Source organism: Curtobacterium flaccumfaciens, assembly GCF_004361695.1.
In the GTDB taxonomy this organism is placed as follows: Bacteria; Actinomycetota; Actinomycetes; order Actinomycetales; family Microbacteriaceae; genus Curtobacterium; species Curtobacterium flaccumfaciens_B.
Map to the genome: position 1 here is coordinate 66834 of NZ_SNVW01000014.1, position 21673 is coordinate 88506.

The window sequence follows — 21673 nt, forward strand, 5'->3', positions numbered from 1 at the left end:
ACGGTGACCGCAGGGACCGAGCGACACCCACGGCGGGTCAGCCGATGCCGAGGACGCTGCCGAGGCCGACCGTCAGGCCGCGCATCGAGCCGACCGCGGACAGCGCGGCGCGGATGCCGGCCAGGTAGGCGACGTCGTCGTTCGTGTCGTGCCGGATGGTCAGGGTCTCGCCGGGCCCGCTCAGCAGGACGTCCTGCACGGCCTTCGCGCCGGGCAGTCGGAGCGAGTGGATCGGGACGCTCGCGACCTGCTGCCCGCGGGCGCGCTGGTCGACGTGCGGGGCCTCGACCGGGCCGACCTCGCGCCGGGCCTCGGCGATGAGCTCGGCGGTGCGGACGGCGGTCCCCGACGGCGAGTCGATCTTGCCGGCGTGGTGCGTCTCGACGATCTCGACCGAGGGGAACCACGGCGCGGCGATCGTCGCCAGGTGCGTGCCGAGCACCGAGCCGATCGAGAAGTTCGGGACCACGAACACGCCCTGCTCCGGTCGTGCCTCGAGCCCGGAACGGAGCGTGGCGAGGCGGTCCTGCGACCACCCCGACGTGCCGACCAGGACGTTCGCGCCGCTGGCGAGGGCGTTGTCCACGATCGCGGGACTGAGCGCCGGCACCGTCACGTCGACCACGACGGCCGCGCCCCGGAACACCGAGGGGCCGGCTTCGTGCGCGCCGTCCTTCGACGACAGGCTGGCGACGAGCTCGAAGTCCGGGAGTTCCTCGACGACGGCGGCCACGAGGCCCCCGAGACGACCGGTGGCGCCGACGACGGCGACGGGAGTGACCATGCGTCCCATCCTAGGATCGACACATGACGCTCGAGGTCAGGACCGTGCCGGCAGACACTCCCGAGGTCGACGACCTGCTCGACGCGTACCTCGACGAGCGCGAGGCGACGTTCCCGAGCGCGCAGGGCTCGTACGCGCGGAAGCGCACCCCGGCTGCCGAGTTCACGCCGCCGGTCGGCACCTTCGTGGTGGCGTACGACGACGACGTGCCCGTCGGCTGCGGCGGCCTCCGGCGGATCCCGAACGACGGCGACGGCGACGACGACGGCGACGGCGACGACGTCCGCTTCGAGGTGAAGCATGTCTTCGTCACGCCGGCCGGGCGCGGCCGGGGTGTCGCGACCGCGGTCATGGACGCCCTCGAGGCCGGTGCGCTCCGGCTCGGGGCGACGGCGGTCGTGCTCGACACGAACGACTCCCTCGTCGCCGCGGGGGCGATGTACCGGGGCCGCGGCTACCAGCGCGTCGAGCCGTTCAACGAGAACCCGAACGCGACCGCCTGGTACCGCAAGCCGGTGCGCTGAGGCGATCCGCGCCTCCAGGCAGGCACGACGCGACCACCCGCGGGGGCGGGTCGCTAGACGGGCTGGCCGACGGGCAGGCCCGTGCGGAGCTCGACGGGAAGGTGCGCCAGGTCGTTCAGGGCGACCACCTCGGCCGGCTTGGCGGACCGGATGCGGATGATCGTCAGCGCGGTGTGCGCGACGTTCGTGCCCATCCAGCGCCACTCCGGCGCCTGGAACGCCTCGCGCACGAACCAGCCGATGACGGCGTTGTGCGTGATGAGGAGGTCGTGCCGGTCCTCGCGGGCGGGCGTGAACCACTCGGCGACGGCGTCGCCCATCTGCGCCTGCCCGGCGACGATCTCCTCTTCCGTGATGCCGCCGTACCAGCCCTTGTAGGCGTGCGGCATGTCGGGCGTCGGGCCGGAGGGGATGCAGTCGAAGAGCAGGGTCGACGGCTCGGGCTGGATCGCCGGCAACCGCTGCGCCAGGAAGGACGCGGTCTCGCTCGGGGCCTCGAGCGGGGAGTGGTACACGCCGTCGAAGGGCACCCCGCCGAGCCGGTCCGCCACGAGCATCGCCTGCCGCTTGCCGCGCTCCGACAGCTTGCCGTCCCGGAGTCCGTGTTCCGCGTCCTGGTGCTCACCGTGCCGGACGATGTAGAGGTAGTGCGACATGTCGGTGCTCACCCGCCGATCCCGATCGCGGCGGCGAGTTCGTCGTGCTGCACGGCGCCGACCACCGAGGTGATCGTCGGCCGGGTCAGCAGGTCGCGTGCCAGGTCGAGGACGTCGGCGGTGGTGACCCGGTCCACGCGCTCGAGGGCGGTGGCGAGGTCGGTGAACTCACCGGTGCCGAGCTCGGAGCGGCCGAGGCGGGTCATGCGGGCGTCGGAGTCCTCGAGCGAGAGCGTGAGCGCACCCTCGATCTGCCCCTTCGCACGCCGGAGTTCGTCGGTGGTGATGCCGTCGTCGACCATCCGGCGGAACTCGGCGTCGACGATCTCGATGACCCCGGGGACGTTGTCCGGGGCGCAGCCGGCGTAGACCCCGAAGGCACCGTTGTCGAGGTAGGCGGGGGCGAAGGAGCTCACCGCGTAGGCGAGACCCCGGCGCTCGCGGACCTCTTGGAAGAGCCGGGAGCTCATGCCGCCACCGAGCACGGCGTTGAGCACGCTGAGCACGGGACGACGCTCGTCGCGGAGGTCGAGGCCCTGCGATCCGCGGAGCATGCTGACCTGCTCGGTCGGACGGTGCACGACGGAGAGCTTCGGGATCGCCGGGTCGGCCACGGGCTGCGGGGTCCGGCGTGCCAGCGGCGAGGCCTTCGGCGCGCCCTGGAACACCGCCTCGACCAGGCCGCAGAAGGCGTCGTGGTCGACGGCTCCGGCAGCGGTGACGACGATGCCGTTCGGGGCGTAGTGCTCGCGGTAGTGCGCCAGGACCTCGTCACGCTGCACGGCGCGGATGCTCTGGGGCGTGCCGCCGATCGGTCGGCCGAGGGCGTGACCGTCGAAGGCCGCGGCGAAGAACGCCTCGCCGGCGACGTCGGCCGGGTCGTCCGCCGCCATCGCGAGCTCTTCGAGGATGACGCCGCGCTCGACGTCGAACGCCGCCGCCTCGAGCACGGAGCCGGTGACCATGTCGCCGATCACCTCGACCGCCATCGGGACGTCGGCGTCACGGACGCGGGAGTAGTAGCAGGTGTACTCCTTCGCGGTGGCGGCGTTGTGCTCGCCACCGACGGAGTCGAAGGAGATCGCGATGTCGAGCGCCGAGCGCTTCGCGGTGCCCTTGAAGAGCAGGTGTTCGAGGAAGTGCGTCGACCCGTACTGGCCCTCGCGCTCGTCCCGCGACCCCACCCCCACCCAGAAGCCGAGACTGGTCGAGGCCGTGCCGGGCATCGCCTCGGTCAGGACCCGCACGCCCGAGGGCAGGACGGTTCGGCGGACGAAGGCGCCCCCGGACGTCAGGAACGACGTGTCCGGGGCCTCGAGCGGCAACGGCACTGGGTGGTTCATCGCAGACGAGCCTACTGACCCCCGGAGCCTCCTCACCCAGTTTGGCTGGCCCGGCCACGCGTCGCGCAGCACGTCACTCGAAGTGGGGTACATGAAATGAGGATAGAAAGACTCGTCTGTCTGTCCTCCTTGTGCTAGCGTTGTCCTCACCGGATCGAAAGCCCCCCTAGATTCCGATCCGGTGGCTCGGGACATCAGTCCTGCGCGGCACACGAGTTCCCCCACTCAGCCGCCGCGGAGCCGATGAGTCCAAGGAGAGCCACGCTGTGACGGTCGATTCCCCCCAACCGACCGTCCAGCGTCTCCCTGGCCCGAGCACGAACCTCGCGTCGCCGGACGGGTCGAGCGTCCCCCCGACTCCCCGCTCCGGCGGCGCGAAGGTCCGTGTCCTCGAGACCGCCACGCGGCTCTTCTACGAAGAGGGCATCCACGGCGTCGGCGTCGACCGTCTCATCTCCGAGGCGAGCGTCACGAAGGCGACGTTCTACAAGCACTACGGGTCGAAGGACAACCTGATCCTCGCCTACATCCGCACCCAGCACGAACGCGTGCAGCAGCGGATGGAGCAGCTCATCGCCGACGCCGGCAGCCCCGAGAGGGCCGTCCGCGCCTGGGTCGCGGCGCTCACCGACGAGGTCAACGACCCCGACTTCCGCGGCTGCGCGTTCCTCAACGCCGCCGCCGAGTACCACGACCCCCGCGACCCCGTGCGCGAGGTCGTCGCCATGCACCGCGACTGGTACACGGAGCGGCTGGCCGACCTGCTGCAGGACGCCGGGCACGCGCTGCCGGGCGACGGCGCGGACGAGCTCATGCTGGCGCGCGACGGCGCGATGTCCGGTGCGTACGCCGGCGACGCGATCGCGGCGACGGCGGCCCTGGGCCGCGTCGTCGAGCGCGTGCTCGCCGCCTGACGCGCGGGCGCGGCCGGCTGGCCGGCGCGGCCTGCTGGCGCGCGCGCTCGGCGCGGTCGCGGCTGACTGACGCGCGCGGTCGCGAAAGCGACACCTGCACGCGGACGCGTCGCGGTCGCGAAAGCGACACCTGCACGCGGAGATCCCGCGACGATCTGTCGCTCTGCCGCACCTGACCCGTGCACCGCGCCACATCTGTCGCTCTCGTGACCACACCGGGCCTGGAGGCGCGGGACCGGCCCGCACCGCGCCTCCCGTCCGCCGCCCTTCCGCGCCCCACCGCCACTGCCGCCCTCCGCGCGCGGGGCGCGGTGGCCGGCCCGCGGTGGCCGGCGCGGGGACCGTCGGTCGCGCACAGCCGGCGGCGCCGAGCGTCGGCCGAGGTGGCGGGTGTTGGCTGGTGGCATGGCCAACGACCCCAACTGGAACCTCCCCGAGGTCCCGTCCTTCACCCTGACCAGCCCCGACTTCTCCGACGGCGACGTCCTGCCCGAGTGGGCACGCGGCACCGACGCCGGCGGCGAGGACCGCTCCCCCGCGCTCGAGTGGTCGGGCGCCCCCGAGGGCACGCAGAGCTACGTCCTCACCGTGTACGACCCCGACGCGCCGACCGGTTCGGGGTTCTGGCACTGGAGCCTCACAGACCTCCCCGGCAGTGCGACCTCGCTGCCGCAGAACGCCGGGACGGACGACGCCCTGCTCCCCGCCGAGGCCCTCCGCCGCCGCAACGAGTTCGGCACCGACACGTTCCTCGGGGCCGCCCCGCCCGCCGGTCACGGTCCGCACCGCTACTTCTTCACGCTGAGCGCCCTCGGCGTCCCCGTGCTCGAGGCCCCCGCGGACGCCACGCCCGCGGTCGTCGGCTTCCTGCTCCGCGACCACCTGCTCGGGCGCGCGCAGCTCGTCGGCACGCAGGAGACCCCCGCCGCCTGACCCGTCGCGCGGCACCGCGCCGCGTTCTTTCGCGTGCAGCGACAGTTCACGCGGCGCCGTGCCCGTGAGGTGTCGCTGGCCGCGAAAGCACGCGCGGCCAGCCCGCGTGACACCGCCCGCAACGGCGAACGGCCGCCGCCCCGGAAGGGACGGCGGCCGTTCGTGCGTCAGGACGCGGGAGGGATCAGCCCTCGGCCGGGTCCTCGGCGTGGGCGCGGACACCCTCGACCGGAGCGGACTCGGCTTCCTCGGCGACGACCGGCGCGAGCGAGAGCTTGCCGCGGTCGTCCACCTTGGTGACCTCGACCAGGATCTTCTGGCCGACGCCGAGCACGTCCTCGACGTTCTCCACACGCTTGCCACCGGCGAGCTTGCGGACCTCGGAGACGTGGAGCAGCCCGTCGCGGCCCGGGAGCAGCGACACGAACGCACCGAACGTCGCGATCTTGACGACCGTGCCGAGGAACTGGTCCCCGATCTCCGGGTTCGTCGGGTTCGCGATCGCGTTGACCTGGGCACGAGCGGCCTCGGCCGACGGACCGTCGACGGCGCCGATGTAGACGGTGCCGTCGTCCTCGATCGAGATGTCGGCACCGGTCTCGTCCTGGATGCCGTTGATCGTCTTGCCCTTCGGGCCGATCAGCTCGCCGATCTTGTCGACGGGGATCTGCACCGAGATGACGCGCGGAGCGGTGTCCGCCATCTCGTCGGGGGCGTCGATCGCCTCGTTGAGCACACCGAGGATGGCCGAGCGGGCCTCCTTGGCCTGCTTCAGCGCGGCGTCGAGGACCGTCGAGGGGATGCCGTCGAGCTTCGTGTCCAGCTGGATGGCCGTGACGAAGTCCGAGGTACCGGCGACCTTGAAGTCCATGTCGCCGAGCGCGTCTTCGGCGCCGAGGATGTCGGTCAGCGCCGCGTAGCGGGTCTGGCCGTCGACGGTGTCGGAGACGAGGCCCATCGCGATGCCGGCGACCGGGGCCTTGAGGGGCACACCGGCGTTGAGCAGCGACAGGGTCGAGGCGCAGACGGAACCCATCGAGGTCGAGCCGTTCGAGCTGAGCGCCTCGGACACCTGACGGATGGCGTACGGGAACTCCTCGCGCGACGGCAGCACCGGCACGAGGGCGCGCTCGGCGAGGAAGCCGTGCCCGATCTCGCGACGCTTCGGCGACCCCACACGACCGGTCTCACCCGTCGAGTACGGCGGGAAGTTGTAGTGGTGCAGGTAGCGCTTCTTCGTGACGGGCGACAGCGAGTCGATCTGCTGCTCCATCTTGAGCATGTTCAGCGTGGTGACGCCCAGGATCTGGGTCTCGCCGCGCTGGAAGATCGCCGAACCGTGGACGCGCGGGATCACGGCGACCTCGGCGTCGAGCGGACGGATGTCGGCGAGGCCGCGACCGTCCATGCGAACCTGCTCGGTCAGGATGCGGCCGCGGACGACCTTCTTCGTGACCGACTTGTAGGCCGCGCTGACCTGCGAGTTGGCGACCTCGGGCAGTTCGCCCGCCGACACCTTCGACGCGATGGCCTCCTTGACGCGCGACTTGAGCGCGTCGTCGGCGTCCTGACGCTCCGTCTTGGCGGCGATCTTGTAGACGTCACCGAGCTCGGAGAGGGCGAGGGCCTCGACCGCGGAGTAGACCTCGGGCGCGTACGGCGGGAAGACCGGGTAGTCCTGGATCTCCTTCGCCGACTGCGCGGCGAGCTTCGCCTGGGCCTCGACGAGGGACTTGAGGAACGGCTTCGCCGCCTCGAGACCCTGCGCGACGACGGCCTCGTCGGGCTTGGTGGCGCCGCCCTGGATGAGGTCCCAGCTGTGCTCGGTGGCCTCGGCCTCGACCATCATGATGGCGACGTCCTCGTTGCCCGCCTCGTCCGTGACGACACGGCCGGCGACGGTGAGGTCGAAGACGGCCTCGGCCAGCTGCGACGCCTTCGGGAACGCGACCCACTGGTCACCGATGAGCGCGAGGCGCACACCGGCGATCGGGCCGGAGAACGGCAGACCGGAGATCTGCGTCGACGCGGACGCCGCGTTGATCGCGAGCGCGTCGTAGAACTCGTCCGGAGCGATGCTCAGGACGGTGATGACGATCTGGACCTCGTTGCGGAGGCCGTCGACGAACGACGGGCGCAGCGGCCGGTCGATGAGCCGGCAGACGAGGATGGCCTCGGTGCTGGGACGGCCTTCGCGGCGGAAGAACGAACCGGGGATCTTGCCGGCGGCGTACGAGCGCTCCTCGACGTCGACGGTCAGCGGGAAGAAGTCGAATCCTTCACGCGGGTGCTTGCCGGCGCTGGTGGCCGAGAGGAGCATCGTGTCCTCGTCGAGGTACGCGGCGACCGCGCCCTGCGCCTGCTGTGCGAGCCGACCGGTCTCGAACCGGACGGTGCGCTTGCCGTACTTGCCGTTGTCGAGAACGGCCTCGGCGAACTTGATCTCGGGACCCTCCAAAAGGGTGCCTCCTTGATGTGTTCGGCAGGCTGGGGCCACGGCACCCGATGGTGCGTGCGCGCCGAAGGGATCGGGACGCATGTCTGGCCAGCAGTAGAAGCACTCGGGAAACCGTCCGGCCCGCGAGCCACCACCGATGACCAGCTCCGTGCCCGGCCTGCGCAGTGTTTGTCGTAACGCCCGGGGAAACGGTCCCCGGACGTGATGGACTTTACCAGTCCGCAGGGAAACGGCGGCGAGGCTCAGGGCGAACGGGCGTGTCCCCGGTAACCTGCCGCCATGCGCCTCTCCCCCTCCCGGGGCTTGTTCGTCGCGGCCGCCGTGGTCGTCGGCGCGCTCGTCGCCCCCGTCGTCACCGCAGCACCGGCGACCGCGACGGAGTACCCCAGCTGGCAGGATGTGCAGCACGCGAAGGGGAACGAGCAGACCAAGAACGCCGAGATCTCCCGCGTGCAGGCCGCACTCCAGACGGCGCAGGCCGCCGCCGCGGCGAAGTCGCAGGCGGCGCTCGACGCCTCCGCGAAGGCGGACGACGCCGAGGCGGACCTGTCGGCTGCCACCCAGGCCGCCACGAGCCTCCAGGCCCAGGCGGACCAGGCGACCAAGACGGCGGACCGCGCCCAGCAGCGGGCCGGCCAGCTGGCCGCGAACCTGTACCGCGACGGCAGCTCGAACCAGATGACCACGCGGATCGCGACCGCGAAGGACCCGCGCCAGCTCCTCTACCAGCTCGGCGCCCTCGACCAGCTGTCGTCGACCTGGGCGGGTGTGATGGACGACGCGTCCGTCGCGGCGAAGACCGCGTCGTCGCTGCACGCGCAGGCGACACGGGCCGAGCACGAGCGTGCCGACCTGGCGGACGCCGCCGAGACGAAGGCGACCGCCGCGAAGGACGCCGAGGCGGCGGCGAACGCGGCCGTCGACGACACCCAGGAGCACAGCGACGAGCTCTACGCGCAGCTCGCCTCGCTGAAGAACACCACCGCCCAGACCGAGGAGCGGTACGCACTCGGCCAGAAGGTCGCCGCGCAGAAGGCCGAGCAGCAGCGGAAGCGCGAAGCGGCAGCCGAGGCCGCGGCGAACACGACCGTGCCCACGGGCAGCAGTGCGTCGAGCGGCGGGTCCGGCACCTCGTACCCGAGCACCGGCGGGGTCGTCGTCGACCCGGCGGGCGCGCAGGCCTACGCCCGGAGCGCCCTCGCGTCGTTCGGATGGGGATCCGACCAGTTCGGGTGCCTGCAGTCGCTCTGGACCCAGGAGTCCGGCTGGCGGGCGAACGCGCTGAACGCGTCGAGTGGCGCGTACGGCATCCCGCAGTCGCTGCCGGCCGACAAGATGTCGGCGGCCGGCCCCGACTGGCGGACGAACGCGGCGACGCAGATCAACTGGGGACTCGCGTACATCAAGAGTGCCTACGGCTCGCCCTGTGCGGCCTGGGGCCACGAGATGGGCGTCAACCCGCACTGGTACTGAGCGCGGCAGCCGCCGTCAGTCGCCGCCGTCAGTCGCCGCCGTCGGTCGCCGCCGGCACGGGGCGTCGCCAGTGAGCGACGCCGGTCGCCGCCGTCAGTGGCCGAGTCCGCCGAGCAGGGACGCGAAGTCCACGGTCTCGGGGAGCGCGTCGGCTTCCTGCGGGGTCCGACGGGAGGCGCGGATCGCCCAGGCCAGGTCGGCCCCGGCCCGGCGGATGCGACCGTCCAGGGCCGCGGAGTCGGCCTCGCTCCCCCAGTCGTCGGTCGCGGCGAAGACGCCCGTCGGGACGATCGCGGCCCGGAGGTACGCGAAGACCGGTCGGAGCGCGTGGTCGATCGCGAGCGAGTGCCTGGCGGTCCCGCCGGTGGCACCGAGCAGGACGGGCATGTCGGCGAGGGCGTCCTTGTCGAGCACGTCGAGGAAGGACTTCGCGAGCCCGCTCACCCCGGCGGTGAAGATCGGCGTGACGAACACGACCGCGTCGGCCTCGACGACGGTCGCCATCGCAGCAGACAGGGCCGGCGCCGCGAACCCGGTGAGCATCGCGTCGGTGATCTCGTGGGCCAGCGGACGCAGGTCGACGTGCAGGACCTTCGCCGCGCCTCCAGGCAGGCCCGTCGCGTCCGGAGCGGCGAGCGCCGCGACCGTGGACTCGGCCAGGCGGTCGGCGAGCAGGCGGGTGGAGCTGGGCTCGGAGAGCCCGGCGGAGACGACGGCGATGGTGGTCATGGTGACTCCCGACTTTCGATGCGTTTGCATGAACATCGTATCGAACCGCGCGGGGAACGCAAGCATTCCCGGGGAACGGAGAACGCCCCGGTCCTCACGAGGAGGACCGGGGCGTTCGGTCAAGCCTGGGTCAGTCGACCAGCTCGGCGACGACTAGCGACGCAGGCCGAGGCGCTCGATGAGCGCACGGTAACGAGCGATGTCGACGTCGGAGAGGTAACCGAGGAGACGGCGACGCTGACCGACCATGAGCAGCAGACCACGACGCGAGTGGTGGTCGTGCTTGTGCTCCTTGAGGTGCTCGTTCAGGTCGTTGATACGACGCGTCAGAACGGCGACCTGGACCTCGGGGGAACCGGTGTCGCCCGGGTGGGTCGCGTACTCTTCGATGATCTCCTGCTTGACCTTCGCGTCAAGTGCCATGCGTAGATCCCCTTTCAGTCCGTTGCGCGGTGCCCGTGCCTGATGCACGAGCGCTCTTTGTCCGCGGCCGTTCGACGGCAACCGCGCAAGACTACCAGATTCCTAGGCCGTCCTCGGGCGCAGGCTGCGCCGTCGCGGGGCCGGCAACAGGCTGCGGACGAGTCCGACGAGCGTCGCGCCGAGCATCCCGCCGAGGCCGTTCGACAGGACGTCGCGCGGGTCCGCCACGCGGTACGGCAGGTACACGGCCTGCGCGACCTCGATGCCGGCGGACAGGCCGACGCCGACGACGGCGCCGAGGAACCACCAGCGACGCGGCAGCCAGAGCGCCGCGAGCATGCCGACGGGGACGAACATCGCGATGTTCGCCAGGAACTCGGTGCGCTCGTAGGAGAACCAGGTGCCGTGGGGCAGCTGCTGCACCCAGGCGATGGCGTGCAGCACGAGGGAGTTCTGCGCCGAGGTGAACACCTGCGGCGTCAGGGTCATCCGCCAGATCACCCAGGCGTACGCCGCGGTCAGGGCGAGGAGGAGGAGCTTCCGGAACATCCCGCGAGTCTGGGGCACCGTCCTGACAGGAACCACCACCGGTCCTGGGGGAACGCCCGGCACGACGGTCGAACCGGTGTCGGGGCTGGGCGCGCCCCGCCTCCACCTGCGAGCATGGGCGCATGCCGAGTCTCGAGGGAACCCGTGCACGCCGCAGCTCCGGCCGACGCCAGTGGCTCTGGCTGGGGGTCGCCGCGGTCGTCGTCGCCGCGCTCGTGACGACGCTCGTGCTCGTCCTCCCCCGCAGCAGCGGGCCGGACGGACGGCAGATCGTCGAGCGGAAGTCCGCGGCCGGGGCCTTCCCCGGGGGCCTCGCGACGCAGCCCGCTGACGAGAACCAGCCGGGCAAGCGCGAAGCCGAGGCCCGCGCCGACGGGCAGGACGCCACCGCCGAGAAGATCGCCGTCATCGCCGACCAGCCGATCGCGACCTGGCTGACGAACACGTCGATCACCGAGACCAGGGAGACGATCCGCGACGTCGTCCGGAGTGCCGAACGACAGCACCGGACGCCGGTCTTCGTCCTCTACAACGTGCCCGACCGCGACTGCGGCAGCTACTCGAAGGGCGGCACCGAGGCGAGCGACTACCTGCCGTGGGTCCGCGCGGCCGTCCGGGCGATGCAGGGATCGAAGGCGGTCGTGCTCGTCGAACCGGACGCCATCGCCCAGATCCAGGTGTGCAAGCGGCTCGAGCAGGACCGCCTCCCCCTGCTCCGCAAGGCCGTCGGCGAACTCAGCGGCCACGGCCTCACGGTGTACCTCGACGGCGGGAACGAGAACCGGGTGCCGACCGCCACGATGGCGAAGTGGCTGCGCGAAGCCGGAGTCGACCGGACGCAGGGCTTCTTCACGAACGTGTCGAACTTCTACCGGGTCGACCAGGAGCGCGCCTACGCCGACGAACTCGCGGACGCCATCGGCGGCGACCCGCACTTCGTCATCGACGTCTCGCGGAACGGCCAGGGCTGGCGCGGCACGTGGTGCAACCCCGACGGCGCCGGCCTCGGCCAGGCGCCCCACGTCACCCGCGGGTCCACCCGTCTGGACGCCCTGCTCTGGGTGAAGACCCCCGGCCTGAGCGACGGCACCTGCAACGGCGGACCGGCCGCCGGGCAGTGGTGGGAGTCGTACGCGCTCGGCCTGGTCGAGAACCGCACCCGCGACTGAGCTGCGGGCCGGGCTGTCGGTGCCCGGTGGTTGCATGGCCGCCATGTCCCCGACCGGTCGTCTCCGCTCCGTCGTCCCGCCCTACCTGCTCCGCGCCGTCGCAGACGCGCCGGACTTCCCCCGCGCGGCCGAGGCCGCACGGACGGCCCTCGCCTCGCTCGAGACCGTGCAGGCGCCGAAGCACGAGCACCTCGTCCCGCCGCAGGGCGTCACCGGCACCGTCGACCGTTCGCCGCAGCGGACGATCTCCGACGCGAAGGGCTCCACCACGCTGCCGGGCACCCCGGTCCGGCACGAGGGCGACCCGGCGTCCGGCGACGCCGCCGTCGACGAGGCGTACACGGGCCTCGGCGACACGCACGCGTTCTGGCTCGACGTGTTCGGGCGGGTGTCGATCGACGGCGCGGGCCTGCCCCTCGACGCCACGGTCCACTACGGGCAGGACTACGACAACGCCTACTGGGACGGCAGCCGGATGGTGTTCGGCGACGGGGACGGCGAGGTCTTCAACCGCTTCACGATCGCCGTCGACGTCATCGGCCACGAACTCGCGCACGGGGTCACGCAGTACACCGCGGACCTGACCTACCAGGGGCAGTCCGGGGCGCTCAACGAGTCGGTGAGCGACGTGTTCGGCTCGCTCGTCGCCCAGTACGCCGCTGGTCAGACCGCCGAGCAGGCGTCGTGGCTCATCGGCGAAGGACTCTTCACCGACGCCGTGCACGGGGTCGCGCTCCGGTCGATGCGGGCGCCGGGGACCGCGTACGACGACCCGGTGCTCGGGAAGGACCCGCAGCCCGCGACGATGGCCGGGTACGTCGAGACCACCGACGACCAGGGCGGGGTGCACACGAACTCGGGGATCCCGAACCACGCCTTCTTCCTCGCGGCGACGGCCATCGGCGGCAACGCGTGGGAGGGCGCCGGAGCCGTCTGGTGGGACGCCCTCACCTCGGACACGGTGACGGCGTCGATCGACTTCACCGGCTTCGCGACCGTGACGGTCGACGCGGCACGGACGCGCTTCGGCGAGGGCTCGCCGCAGCACACCGCGGTGCAGCAGGCATGGCGGACGGTCGGCGTCCTCGACTGACGCGCACGTCCGGCGTACCGTCGGCAGCATGCACATCGACGTCCGCCGCTCCGGGGGCTTCGCCGGCACCACGCGGCGCTGGCAGGTCGACACGGACACGTGCAGCGACCCCGACGACTGGTCGACCCTGCTCGACGCACTCCCCCGCGACGCGTCCGCGGCCACGCCCGTGCCCTCGCCTGCGCCGGAGCCGCCCGTGCCGGACGACTTCACGTGGACGATCACGGTCGCGCAGACGACGGTGACGATCCCGGGCCGGCGCCTGGACGGACCGTGGGCCGAACTGGTGGCGCGGGTGCGGTCCGAGAGCGACCCGTCCTGAACCCGGACCGACGAGGCGGACCCGCGCCGCGCCTCCAGGCCGCGCCGCAGGCCGTCTCAGGCCGCGCCTCAGGCCACGTCGATGACGGTCAGGCGACGGGTCGGCCGGGTCATCGCCACGTAGACCGCCGCCGCCGCACGCGCCGCGTCCGCCCCGACCCGCTCGGGGTCGACGAGCAGCACGCCGTCGAACTCGAGGCCCTTCGCGTCCGCACCCGTCAGCACCGTGACCGACCCCGGCCGCGGCGACCCGAGCGACCGCACGTCGGCCTCGGTCCGCGCGAGCCGCTGGCGGACCGCGTCGGCATCTGCTTCGGGCACGATGACGCCGATGGTGCCGGCGCCGATCCGGTCCCGCTCGGTGTCGACCACCCGGGCGACGGTGTCGAGCACCGCGGCGCGCGGCACGCTGAGCCGCTCGACGGGATCGCCGTCGCGGACGGCCTCGTTCCGGGTGACGGTCAGGCCGGCGGCGTCGGCGAACGCGCCCGCTGCCTCGACGATGGAGCGCGGCGTGCGGTAGTTCACGGTGAGCTGCTCGATGCGGTGCTCGATCGGGATCTGCGGCGCCCGACCCCGACGACGACGCGCGAGGGCGCCGATCACGTCGTCCCAGGTGCGGGCGGCGCCGGGCGACGAACCCTGCGCCATGTCGCCGACGATCGTGAACGAACGGAGCGGGTTCCGCCGGGCGAGGATCCGCCACTGCATCGGCGAGAGCTCCTGGGCCTCGTCGACGACGATGTGGCCGTAGGTCCACTCGCGGTCCTCGGCGGCGCGCTCGGCGGTGCTCCGGGCGTCGCCGCCCTCGGCGAAGGACCCGGCGACCTGCTCGGCGGTGACGATGCCCTCAACCCCCATGTTCTCGATGGCCTGGCGGGCGTTCTCGATGTCGCGGTTCCGGCTGGCCTTCGCCGCACGCTTCGCGGCACCGCCGGTCGGGTCGAACGGGCCGAGCAGCTCGGCGGCCTCGTCGAGGAGCGGGACGTCCTCGACGGTGAAGGCGCCACCACGGCCGCGCTCGAGCAGCGCACGGCGTTCGGGCGTCCAGTGCGGGGTGAGGGACGCGAGCCAGTTCGGCCGCGCGTAGAGGTCCTCGAGGAGCTTCTCCGGCGGCAGCGGGAGCCACGCGGTGTTGAGCAGGACGCGGGCGTCGTACGACGAGCGGATGTCCTCGCGCAGGACCTTCTCGTCGGCTTCGTCCACCGCGGTCCCGCGCTCGCGGAGCTGGTCGGCGAGCAGGCGCGTCATCGAGTCGAGCGCGATCTTGTTGAACGTGACACGGGCGGCGTTGTGCGGCTTCCCGCGGTCCTGCGCGCGCTTCATGGCGTCGGCGACGAGCCCCGGCGGGACGACGAGCCGCTCGCCCTCGACGTCGAGCGTCACCGACTCGGTCGGCACGACCTGGCGGGAGCGGACCGCGCGGCGGAGCAGCTGCGCCATCTCGGCGTTGCCCTTCACGGCGGCGACCTCGCGCCGGTCGTGCTTCGTCGCGTGCACGCCCGGGTAGAGCGACCCGAGCGAGGCCATCACGACGCCGGTCTCGCCGAGCGACGGGAGCACCTGCTCGATGTACGTCAGGAACGCCGGCGACGGCCCGACCACGAGCACGCCGGAGCCCCGGAGCCGCTCGCGGTACGAGTAGAGCAGGTACGCGGCGCGGTGCAGCGCCACGGCGGTCTTGCCCGTGCCGGGGCCGCCCTGCACGATGAGCACGCCCTCGAGCGGGGAGCGGATGATCCGGTCCTGCTCGCCCTGGATGGTCGCGACGATGTCGGTCATCCGGCCGGTGCGCTCGGCGGTGACGGCCGCCAGGAGCGCCCCTTCGCCCTGCAGGTGCGTCCGCTCGTCGTCGTACAGGGTGGCGTCGAAGACCTCGTCCTCGATGCCGACCACGGCTCGGCCGTCGAGCGTCAGGTGGCGGCGGGCACGCATGCCCATCGGGTGTGCTGCGGTCGCCTGGTAGAACGCGCTGGCCCCCGGGACGCGCCAGTCGAGCAGGAGCGGGCGGTGGTCGGCGTCCCGCAGGCCGACCCGGCCGATGTAGCGGAACGCGTCCTCGTCGCTGTCGGGATCGGCGACCTCGAGCCGGCCGAAGACGAGTCGGTCGCCGACGCGGTCGAGCGTGGCGATGGTGTCCTCGTAGAGCCGGGCGAACGCGTCGCGCTCACTGCGGCTCTGGTGGTTGCCGCCGACCGCCTGTCGGCGGGTCTCGGCGAGTCGTTGGCCGGCCTCGGCGGTCAGCTCGTCCAGCCGGGCGAACAGCCCGTCGACGTAGCCGCGCTCGCGGTCGATCTCGGTCGGTTCTGACACACACAACCCTTCGGGAAAGAGGGGTGTCCAGTGTAGTCCCGCCGGACGGACAGCGAGAACGACGGGAGGCACGTAGCGGGGTCGCCACGTGCCTCCCGTCGACGGGGTGGAAGCGTCTACATCTCTTCGTGCGTGTCCGGGTCGGCGCCCCAGAGGCGACCGCGCTCGAGCCCGGAGATCGCCGCGACCTCGTCGTCGGTCAGCTCGAAGCCGAACACGTCGAGGTTCTCGCGCTGCCGGGCCGCGTCGCCGGACTTCGGCACCGGCACCGCACCGAGCTGGACGTGCCAGCGGAGCACGACCTGGCCGGGGGTCACACCGTGGGCCGCCGCCGCGTCGGTGATCGGCTGCTCGGTGAGGAGCTCCGAACGGACCGCGAGCGGGCTCCAGCTCTCGGTGACGATGCCGAGCTCCTGGTGCACCTTCCGCAGTTCGGCCTGCGGGAAGTACGGGTGCAGTTCGACCTGGTTCACCGCCGGTGCGACACCGGTCGCGTCGATGATCCGACGCAGGTGCTCCGGCGTGAAGTTCGAGACGCCGATCGAGCGGACCTTGCCGCTGTCACGGAGGTCGACGAACGCCTTCCAGGTGTCGACGAACCTGTCCACCGACGGGTTCGGCCAGTGGATGAGGTACAGGTCGACGCTGTCGAGGCCGAGGTTCCCGAGGGTCTCGTCGATCGACCGGTGCGCCTCGTCGTAGCCGTGGTGCCGGCCGGGGAGCTTCGACGTGACGACGATGTCCTCGCGCGCCACGTCGGACTCGCGGACCGCGCGGCCGACGGCGTCCTCGTTGCCGTAGTTGAGCGCCGTGTCCAGCAGCCGGTAGCCGCTCGCGAGGGCGGTGCCGACCGCTGCGGTCCCCTCGTCGCCGTTCAGCCCGTAGGTGCCGAGGCCGAGCTCCGGGAAGCGGTGACCGTCGTTCAGCTCGATCGTCGGGGCACCGACCTGCATCAGCGGACCCCGAGCAGGTCGATCACGAAGATGAGGGTCTTGCCGGAGAGGAAGTGTCCGCCGCCGGCCGGGCCGTAGGCGAGCTCCGGCGGGACGACGAGCTTGCGGCGACCGCCGACCTTCATGCCGGGGATGCCCTCCTGCCAGCCGCGCACGAGCGCCGCGAGCGGGAAGTCGATCGGCTCGCCACGGTTCCAGGAGCTGTCGAACTCCTCGCCGGTCTCGTACTCGACGCCGGCGTAGTGCACCTTGACGGTCGAGCCGGCGCTGGCGACGTCGCCGGAGCCCTCGACGATGTCGGTGATCACGAGCTCGGTGGGGGCCGGGCCCTCGGGGGCGTCGAACTCGGGCTTGCTGTTCAGGTCAGTCATGCCGCCAGTCAACCAGAGAGCGCGGTCCTGGCACCGCAGCCCCCGTCCGGCTGCGACAGGCACCAGAATGGTTCCACCGTGACACCATCGACTCCCCCGCAGGACGCACCGCCGCGCCGCCGCATCCTCGCCGACCTCACCCCGCTCCGCCGGTCCCCCGCCTTCGCCCGGCTCTGGGCCGGCACCGCGATCGCCGGCATCGGCACGCAGATGACCACCGTGGCCGTCGGCCTCGAGGTCTACGAGATCACGCACTCGACCTTCGCCGTGGCGCTCGTCGGCGTCATCGCCCTGCTGCCGATGATCGTCGCCGGCCTGTACGGCGGCATGCTCGCGGACGCCTTCGACCGACGCACCGTCGCGCTCGTGTCGTCGATCATCGCCTGGGTCGCGGTCGCCCTGATCGCCACGCACTCGTGGCTCGGGCTGCACAGCGTCGCCCTGCTCTACGTGCTCGCGACCGTCAACGCGGTGGCCGCGACCGTCAGCAACGCGTCCCGTTCGGCGATCGTGCCGCGCCTGGTGGGCACCGACCTGCTGCCCGCGGCGAGCGCCCTGGGCGGGATCGCGTCCGGGTTCCAGGTCACCGTCGGGCCGGCCGTCGCCGGCGTCCTCATCGCGACCGTCGGGTTCGCGCCGACCTACACGATCGACGTCGTCCTCTTCACGTTCGCCTTCCTCGGGGTGTTCACCCTGCCGCGGATGGCCGCCGACCACGGTGCCCTCCGACCGGGGCTCAGCTCGCTCGTCGAGGGTGCGCGGTTCCTCCGGCGGTCGAAGAACATCACGATGACGTTCGTGCTCGACATCGTCGCGATGACGTTCGGGCAGCCGCGGGTGCTCTTCCCGGCGATCGGGGCGCTCGTCATCGGCGGCGGCTCCATCACCGTCGGGACCCTGACGGCCGCCTACGCGATCGGGGCACTGCTGTCCAGCGTGTTCTCCGGTCCGCTCGGCCACGTGCGGCGCCAGGGCGAGGCCGTCGGCTGGGCGATCACCGCCTACGGCGCGGCGATCGCGGCCTTCGGGGTCGTCATCGCGCTGGCGCACGTGCTCGGCGGCCGCTCCGGCGAGTCGTTCTCGGTCGCCATCCTGCCCGCGCTCGGGCTCGCGGCCCTGTTCCTCGCCGCGGCGGGCGGTGCCGACAACGTCAGCTCGGTGTTCCGCAACACGATCCTGCAGGCGGCGTCGCCGGACGGGATGCGTGGGCGCCTGCAGGGCATCTTCATCGTCGTGGTGACGGGTGGCCCGCGGCTCGGTGACCTGTACGCGGGCCTCGTCGTCGCGGCGGGCCTGGCGTACCCGCCGATCATCGGCGGCGTGCTCATCATCGGCCTCGTCGCGCTGCTCCTCCGCCTCGTGCCGTCGTTCCGCCGCTACGACGCGCTGCACCCGCACGCGAACTGACCGGCGAGCGGCCGCAGGCCCTCCCGCGAAAGCGACAGATCTGCGCGAACCTTCCACGGACGTCTGTCGCTTTCGCGAGCGGGACGACGGACCGTGGCGGGATCGTGTCGCTCTGACGGGGTCGACGCGACCGGGGGCGGACGGGAGGCGCGGGGCGGGCCCGCCACGGGCCTCCCGTCCGCACCGCGGCGCGACCACGGCACGGCGTGACGTCACGTGTCGGGTACCGTACAACGCATGCCGGACAGCGCATCGCGCGACCTCCAGCGGACGGGAGTCCGCGCCGTCATCCGGCGCACCTACCACTCGGTCATCCGGCACCGCGTCGTCGACGCGGCCGCGTCCCTGACGTTCTTCGCGCTGCTCACGGTCTTCCCGACGACCCTCACCGTCGTCTCCGCCCTGTCGATCGTGGACCGGAAGGGCGACAGCCTCTCCGACATCATCGAGGTGCTCGGCTTCATCGTGCGACCGGAGACGGCGCAGCACCTGGAGGGACCGCTCCGGCAGCTCCTCACCCTCGACAACCCCTGGCTCGGCTTCACGATCGGCGTCGTGCTGACGCTGTGGTCGCTGTCCGGGTACGCGACCGCGTTCGGGCGGGCGATGAACACCGCGTACGAGGTCGAGGAGGGTCGACGGATCTGGAAGTTCCGCAGCATGATGCTCCTCGTCACGCTGCTCGTCATGGTCGGCGGGGCCATCGCGATCGTGATCCTCCTCGGCACGCCGACGATCTCGGCGGCCGTGATCCGGCAGCTCGGCTGGGCGCCGTGGATCGACGACGCCTGGAACGTCGTGAAGTGGCCCGTCCTGGCGGCGGACCTCGTCGTGATGGTCGCGACGCTCTACTACGCGACGCCGAACGTGAAGACGCCGCAGCTCCGGTGGGTCTCCGCGGGAGCCGGCTTCGCGATCGTGACGTGGGCGCTGGCGACCGTCGGCTTCACCGTGTACGTCGAGACCATCGGCGGCAGCAACAAGGCGTACGGGTGGCTCGGTGGCGCCATCCTGCTGCTCGTCTACCTGTACATCTCGAACTTCGTGCTCGTCGTCGGCGGGGAGCTCGACTCCGAGGTGATCCGGATGCGGCAGCTGCTGGCGGGCATCGAGGCCGACGAGTCGATCCGGTTGCCGCTGCGGGACGTCACCCGCAACTTCACGCGCGCGCGGTGGCGCGACCAGGACATCGCGGCGGCGCACCACGTCCGGACGGCGGCGACGCAGCGCGCGGAGGAGCATGCGGAGCCGCCCACGCCGACGGAGGAGCACCTGCGCGAGCTGTCGCGGCAGGTGCGCGTCGGCGAACCCCCGATGCGCTGAGCGCCGCCGGGCACGCCGGGCGCGCGGCCACGACGGGGCGCGCTGCCGCGTGTCAGCGCTCGCGCGCGGCCCGGTCCAGCATCTCCTCGGTGACGACGGGGATCGCTCCCGTCGCCAGCTCGATGCCGGACAGGCGCGCGGGGCTGAGCACTCGCTGGACCTGGTCCTCCTCCATGAGTCCGGCCGCGACCACGAGCGTGGCGATCGGCGTCGAGGTCGTCAGCGCGGTGTGCGCGATCGATGCCGCGGCCGCGTAGCCGATGTAGGGCGTGAGCGCCGTGACGACGCCGACGTTCGTGTCGACCTGCGCCGCGAGCTTCGCCTCGTTCGCCTCGATGCCGGTGACGCAGTGCTCCCGGAGCGTGGCGCAGCCCCGGGCCATCCACTGCAGGGACTGCAGGATCGAGTGCGCGATGATCGGCTCGAAGGCGTTGAGCTGCAGCTGGCCGCCCTCCGCCGCCATCGTCACCGTGGTGTCGGCACCGGCGACGGCGAACGCGATCTGGTTGACGACCTCCGGGATCACCGGGTTCACCTTGCCTGGCATGATCGAGGACCCCGCCTGCCGCGCGGGCAGCGTGATCTCCCCCAGCCCGGCCTGCGGCCCCGACGCGAGCAGCCGCAGGTCGTTGCAGATCTTCGAGAGCTTCGCCGCGCTCCGCTTCACGGTGCCGGACAGGGTCATGAACGCGCCGGCGTCGCTCGTGGCCTCGATGAGGTCCGGCGCGGTGACGATGTCGAGCCCGGTGACGACCTGCAGCTGCCGCCGCACTTCGTCGCGGTACTGCGGATCGGCGGTGATGCCGGTGCCGATCGCCGTGGCGCCGAGGTTCGTCTCGGCCAGCAGCGGCATCACGGTGCGGAGCAGGAGGACGTCCTCCTGGATGGTGTGCGCGAAGCCGGTGAACTCCTGCCCGAGGGTCATCGGCACGGCGTCCTGCAGCTGCGTGCGCCCGACCTTGAGGACGTCCTGGAACGCCCGGCCCCGCTCCGCGAAGGCTCCGGACAGCAGCTCGAGCTCCCCGACGAGCCGCTGCACCCCGAGGATCATCGCCAGCTTGACGCTCGTCGGGTACGTGTCGTTCGTCGACTGGCTGCGGTTGACGTGGTCGATCGGGTGCAGGACCCCGTAGTCGCCCTTCTCGCGGCCGAGGAGTTCGAGGGCCCGGTTCGCCAGGACCTCGTTCGTGTTCATGTTCGTGCTCGTGCCCGCGCCGCCCTGGACGACGTCGACGACGAACTGGTCGCGGAGGGCGCCGTCGCGGACCTCCTGCGCGGCGCGGTCGATCACGTCGGCACGCTCGGCGTCGAGCACACCGATCGCCTTGTTCGCCCGGGCCGCCGCCTGCTTCACCATGGCGAGCGCCTCGATGAGGTCCGGGTACACCGCGATCGGCACCGAGGTGATCGGGAAGTTCTCGAGCGCCCGCAGGGTGTTGATCCCCCAGTAGGCGTCGACCGGGACCTCCCGGGATCCCAGGGAATCGGTCTCGGTGCGCGTCTGCGCGCGGTCAGGGGCCTGTGCTGCTTCGTTGCCGGTCACGCCTGCGAGGCTAGCCCGTCCGGCCGGTCGGTTCCCGGCTCCGGCGCGCACGGGCGCGTCGCCCTGCCGGGCCGTCGCGCGCGTCGGGGGCCGTTCCGCGCGGAGGGGGTCGTTCCGCGCGTAGGGGGTCGTTCCGCGCGGAGGGGGTCGTTTCGCGCGGAGGAGGTCGTTCCGCGCGTGGGAGGTCGTTCCGCGCGTAGGGGGTCGTTCCTTTCGACCCCCTACGCGCGATTCGGCTTCCCAGGACGCGTGCGATGGGAAGGAACGCGCGCCACGGACGGCCTGGAGGCGCGGTGCGGGCTGTGAACTGGTCCCGGTTTGTTGGACCGTGAAGTCAGATTAGGCCGCGAGGGCGTGAGCTCGGTATTGAACCGGGCTCATGCCCTCGAGTCGT

20 protein-coding genes are annotated in these 21673 nt (G+C 72.1%); 9 read left to right on the top strand and 11 right to left on the bottom strand.

The genetic code is table 11. The features are described from left to right. Positions 1-37: 37 nt before the first annotated feature. Entirely contained in the window at positions 38-784 is a 747-nt protein-coding gene (locus tag EDF64_RS16380; RefSeq protein ID WP_243736433.1) for a 4-hydroxy-tetrahydrodipicolinate reductase, read from the bottom strand. A 23-nt stretch (positions 785-807) separates the two neighbouring features. Between EDF64_RS16380 and EDF64_RS16385 the strand changes: the two genes are divergently transcribed. Continuing rightward, positions 808-1308, top strand: coding sequence for a GNAT family N-acetyltransferase (locus EDF64_RS16385; protein WP_133521021.1), 501 nt, complete (start codon positions 808-810; stop codon positions 1306-1308). 53 nt (positions 1309-1361) lie between these two features. Here the strand turns inward: EDF64_RS16385 and EDF64_RS16390 are convergent, their stop codons facing one another. Both EDF64_RS16390 and EDF64_RS16395 read right to left on the bottom strand, forming a co-directional pair. Beyond that, positions 1362-1964: a histidine phosphatase family protein gene (locus EDF64_RS16390; protein ID WP_133521045.1), complete on the bottom strand. Its 603-nt coding sequence runs from the start codon at positions 1962-1964 to the stop codon at positions 1362-1364. Positions 1965-1972: 8 nt separating this feature from the next. Next, entirely contained in the window at positions 1973-3307 is a 1335-nt protein-coding gene (locus EDF64_RS16395; RefSeq protein WP_133521022.1) for a M16 family metallopeptidase, read from the bottom strand. Between the two features lie 266 nt (positions 3308-3573). On the opposite strand from EDF64_RS16395, the gene EDF64_RS16400 reads away from it, so the two are divergent. Beyond that, on the top strand, positions 3574-4221 hold the full coding sequence (locus EDF64_RS16400) for a TetR/AcrR family transcriptional regulator (protein ID WP_133521023.1): 648 nt from the start codon (positions 3574-3576) through the stop codon (positions 4219-4221). Between the two features lie 405 nt (positions 4222-4626). Beyond that, positions 4627-5154, top strand: a complete 528-nt coding sequence (locus EDF64_RS16405) for a YbhB/YbcL family Raf kinase inhibitor-like protein (RefSeq protein ID WP_133521024.1) — start codon at positions 4627-4629, stop codon at positions 5152-5154. A gap of 184 nt (positions 5155-5338) precedes the next feature. On the opposite strand, the gene EDF64_RS16410 is transcribed toward EDF64_RS16405, so the two are convergent. Further along, a complete protein-coding gene (locus EDF64_RS16410) occupies positions 5339-7612 on the bottom strand; it encodes a polyribonucleotide nucleotidyltransferase (protein WP_133521025.1) in 2274 nt (757 codons plus the stop codon). A 279-nt stretch (positions 7613-7891) separates the two neighbouring features. Here EDF64_RS16410 and EDF64_RS18325 point away from each other — a divergent pair, with 279 nt between their 5' ends. Then, on the top strand, positions 7892-9085 hold the full coding sequence (locus EDF64_RS18325) for a hypothetical protein (RefSeq protein ID WP_166645780.1): 1194 nt from the start codon (positions 7892-7894) through the stop codon (positions 9083-9085). 93 nt (positions 9086-9178) lie between these two features. Here EDF64_RS18325 and EDF64_RS16420 read toward each other — a convergent pair whose 3' ends face one another. The 3 genes from EDF64_RS16420 to EDF64_RS16430 all read right to left on the bottom strand — a co-directional run bounded on the left by EDF64_RS16420 (position 9179) and on the right by EDF64_RS16430 (position 10786). Beyond that, a complete protein-coding gene (locus tag EDF64_RS16420) occupies positions 9179-9814 on the bottom strand; it encodes a CE1759 family FMN reductase (protein WP_133521026.1) in 636 nt (211 codons plus the stop codon). A gap of 153 nt (positions 9815-9967) precedes the next feature. Continuing rightward, a complete protein-coding gene (gene rpsO / locus EDF64_RS16425) occupies positions 9968-10237 on the bottom strand; it encodes a 30S ribosomal protein S15 (RefSeq protein ID WP_070416523.1) in 270 nt (89 codons plus the stop codon). Positions 10238-10339: 102 nt separating this feature from the next. After that, positions 10340-10786, bottom strand: coding sequence for a VanZ family protein (locus EDF64_RS16430; RefSeq protein ID WP_133521027.1), 447 nt, complete (start codon positions 10784-10786; stop codon positions 10340-10342). Between the two features lie 122 nt (positions 10787-10908). On the opposite strand from EDF64_RS16430, the gene EDF64_RS16435 reads away from it, so the two are divergent. The 3 genes from EDF64_RS16435 to EDF64_RS16445 are packed head-to-tail and all read left to right on the top strand — an operon-like array spanning position 10909 to position 13370. Then, complete coding sequence (locus EDF64_RS16435; protein ID WP_133521028.1) at positions 10909-11955, top strand: glycoside hydrolase family 6 protein; 1047 nt, start codon at positions 10909-10911, stop codon at positions 11953-11955. Positions 11956-11998: 43 nt separating this feature from the next. Next, entirely contained in the window at positions 11999-13048 is a 1050-nt protein-coding gene (locus EDF64_RS16440; protein WP_133521029.1) for a M4 family metallopeptidase, read from the top strand. Positions 13049-13076: 28 nt separating this feature from the next. Beyond that, entirely contained in the window at positions 13077-13370 is a 294-nt protein-coding gene (locus EDF64_RS16445; protein ID WP_133521030.1) for a protealysin inhibitor emfourin, read from the top strand. A 68-nt stretch (positions 13371-13438) separates the two neighbouring features. Here EDF64_RS16445 and EDF64_RS16450 read toward each other — a convergent pair whose 3' ends face one another. The 3 genes from EDF64_RS16450 to EDF64_RS16460 all read right to left on the bottom strand — a co-directional run bounded on the left by EDF64_RS16450 (position 13439) and on the right by EDF64_RS16460 (position 17006). After that, complete coding sequence (locus EDF64_RS16450; RefSeq protein WP_208108933.1) at positions 13439-15682, bottom strand: HelD family protein; 2244 nt, start codon at positions 15680-15682, stop codon at positions 13439-13441. 116 nt (positions 15683-15798) lie between these two features. Continuing rightward, entirely contained in the window at positions 15799-16635 is an 837-nt protein-coding gene (locus EDF64_RS16455) for an aldo/keto reductase (RefSeq protein WP_133521032.1), read from the bottom strand. Continuing rightward, positions 16635-17006 carry an FKBP-type peptidyl-prolyl cis-trans isomerase gene (locus tag EDF64_RS16460; protein WP_092094011.1) on the bottom strand — a complete coding sequence of 124 codons (372 nt, stop codon included), beginning with the start codon at positions 17004-17006 and terminating at the stop codon, positions 16635-16637. Before EDF64_RS16460 ends, EDF64_RS16455 begins: the two co-directional genes overlap by 1 nt. Positions 17007-17084: 78 nt before the next feature. Between EDF64_RS16460 and EDF64_RS16465 the strand changes: the two genes are divergently transcribed. Both EDF64_RS16465 and EDF64_RS16470 read left to right on the top strand, forming a co-directional pair. Further along, positions 17085-18413, top strand: a complete 1329-nt coding sequence (locus EDF64_RS16465) for an MFS transporter (RefSeq protein ID WP_133521033.1) — start codon at positions 17085-17087, stop codon at positions 18411-18413. 237 nt (positions 18414-18650) lie between these two features. Next, complete coding sequence (locus EDF64_RS16470) at positions 18651-19736, top strand: YihY/virulence factor BrkB family protein (protein ID WP_133521034.1); 1086 nt, start codon at positions 18651-18653, stop codon at positions 19734-19736. A gap of 52 nt (positions 19737-19788) precedes the next feature. Here EDF64_RS16470 and EDF64_RS16475 read toward each other — a convergent pair whose 3' ends face one another. After that, the gene (locus tag EDF64_RS16475; protein ID WP_133521035.1) at positions 19789-21279 is read right to left on the bottom strand and encodes an aspartate ammonia-lyase; all 1491 of its coding nucleotides are present in this window, start codon (positions 21277-21279) and stop codon (positions 19789-19791) included. Between the last annotated feature and the right edge of the window lie 394 nt (positions 21280-21673).

Bases quoted from the DNA above. Each gene is read 5' to 3' on its own strand.
- EDF64_RS16380 (WP_243736433.1), bottom strand. From the start codon at position 784: ATGGTCACTCCCGTCGCCGTCGTCGGCGCCACCGGTCGTCTCGGGGGC.
- EDF64_RS16385 (WP_133521021.1), top strand. From the start codon at position 808: ATGACGCTCGAGGTCAGGACCGTGCCGGCAGACACTCCCGAGGTCGAC.
- EDF64_RS16390 (WP_133521045.1), bottom strand. From the start codon at position 1,964: ATGTCGCACTACCTCTACATCGTCCGGCACGGTGAGCACCAGGACGCG.
- EDF64_RS16395 (WP_133521022.1), bottom strand. From the start codon at position 3,307: ATGAACCACCCAGTGCCGTTGCCGCTCGAGGCCCCGGACACGTCGTTC.
- EDF64_RS16405 (WP_133521024.1), top strand. From the start codon at position 4,627: ATGGCCAACGACCCCAACTGGAACCTCCCCGAGGTCCCGTCCTTCACC.
- EDF64_RS18325 (WP_166645780.1), top strand. From the start codon at position 7,892: ATGCGCCTCTCCCCCTCCCGGGGCTTGTTCGTCGCGGCCGCCGTGGTC.
- EDF64_RS16420 (WP_133521026.1), bottom strand. From the start codon at position 9,814: ATGACCACCATCGCCGTCGTCTCCGCCGGGCTCTCCGAGCCCAGCTCC.
- rpsO (WP_070416523.1), bottom strand. From the start codon at position 10,237: ATGGCACTTGACGCGAAGGTCAAGCAGGAGATCATCGAAGAGTACGCG.
- EDF64_RS16430 (WP_133521027.1), bottom strand. From the start codon at position 10,786: ATGTTCCGGAAGCTCCTCCTCCTCGCCCTGACCGCGGCGTACGCCTGG.
- EDF64_RS16435 (WP_133521028.1), top strand. From the start codon at position 10,909: ATGCCGAGTCTCGAGGGAACCCGTGCACGCCGCAGCTCCGGCCGACGC.
- EDF64_RS16440 (WP_133521029.1), top strand. From the start codon at position 11,999: ATGTCCCCGACCGGTCGTCTCCGCTCCGTCGTCCCGCCCTACCTGCTC.
- EDF64_RS16445 (WP_133521030.1), top strand. From the start codon at position 13,077: ATGCACATCGACGTCCGCCGCTCCGGGGGCTTCGCCGGCACCACGCGG.
- EDF64_RS16455 (WP_133521032.1), bottom strand. From the start codon at position 16,635: ATGCAGGTCGGTGCCCCGACGATCGAGCTGAACGACGGTCACCGCTTC.
- EDF64_RS16460 (WP_092094011.1), bottom strand. From the start codon at position 17,006: ATGACTGACCTGAACAGCAAGCCCGAGTTCGACGCCCCCGAGGGCCCG.
- EDF64_RS16470 (WP_133521034.1), top strand. From the start codon at position 18,651: ATGCCGGACAGCGCATCGCGCGACCTCCAGCGGACGGGAGTCCGCGCC.